Below are 1,280 nucleotides of genomic sequence, written 5' to 3'. Positions count from 1 at the left end.
AAAAAAAGAGGAAATACCCATGGCAAAGGCCAAGTTTGAACGTAGCAAGCCACACGTCAACGTCGGTACCATCGGACACGTTGACCATGGTAAAACCACCCTTACCGCTGCAATCGCAACCGTAGCTGCAATCACCTCTGGTGGCGAAGCAAAAGACTACGCGTCTATTGACTCAGCACCAGAAGAAAAAGCACGTGGTATCACCATCAACACCTCACACGTAGAATATGACACAGACACACGTCACTACGCACACGTAGATTGCCCAGGTCACGCCGATTATGTTAAAAACATGATCACAGGTGCCGCCCAGATGGACGGCGCAATCTTAGTTGTATCAGCAACTGACGGCCCAATGCCACAGACTCGTGAACACATCTTGTTGTCACGTCAGGTTGGCGTACCATACATCATCGTATTCATGAACAAATGTGACATGGTAGATGACGAAGAACTACTAGAACTAGTAGAAATGGAAGTTCGTGAACTATTGAACGACTATGACTTCCCAGGTGATGACACCCCAATCATCCACGGTTCTGCTACTGAAGCCCTAAAAGGCTCACAAGAAAAATACGGCCAACCAGCCGTTGTAGAACTACTAAGCGTACTAGACACCTACATCCCAGAGCCAGAGCGTGACGTTGACAAAGCATTCCTAATGCCAATCGAAGACGTATTCTCAATCTCAGGTCGTGGTACCGTAGTAACCGGCCGTGTTGAATCTGGTATCGTAAAAGTTGGTGACGAAATCGAAATCGTTGGTATCCGTGACACTCAAAAAACCACCTGTACTGGTGTAGAGATGTTCCGTAAACTGCTTGACGAAGGTCGTGCAGGCGAAAACTGTGGCGTACTACTACGTGGTACTAAGCGTGAAGATGTACAACGTGGCCAAGTACTAGCGAAGCCAGGTTCAATCACGCCTCACACCAAATTTGACGCCGAAGTATACGTACTGTCAAAAGAAGAGGGTGGTCGTCACACACCATTCCTAAACGGCTATCGTCCACAGTTCTACTTCCGTACCACTGACGTAACTGGCGCAATCCAATTACAAGACGGTACTGAAATGGTCATGCCTGGTGATAACGTTGAGATGGGCGTAGAGCTTATCCACCCAATCGCTATGGACAAAGGTCTACGCTTCGCTATTCGTGAAGGTGGCCGTACTGTAGGCGCTGGTGTTGTTGCTAACGTATTGAACTAAGACTTAAGTCTCAGTAATGAGATTATGAATTAGTCATAAAAAAGCCATCCTAAGTAGGGTGGCTTTTTTT

General features: G+C 47.1%; 1 protein-coding gene. It reads left to right on the top strand.

Annotated features, from left to right (window positions below):
- Positions 1-19 precede the first annotated feature (19 nt).
- Entirely contained in the window at positions 20-1,210 is a 1,191-nt protein-coding gene (gene tuf / locus BTW00_RS13705; protein ID WP_058023791.1) for an elongation factor Tu, read from the top strand.
- Positions 1,211-1,280 lie beyond the last annotated feature (70 nt).

This window comes from Psychrobacter sp. C 20.9 (genome assembly GCF_001921765.1).
Taxonomy (GTDB): domain Bacteria; phylum Pseudomonadota; class Gammaproteobacteria; order Pseudomonadales; family Moraxellaceae; genus Psychrobacter; species Psychrobacter piscatorii_B.
The sequence above is the reverse complement of the archived record's forward strand: the minus strand, read 5'-3'. Positions and strand labels throughout refer to the sequence as shown.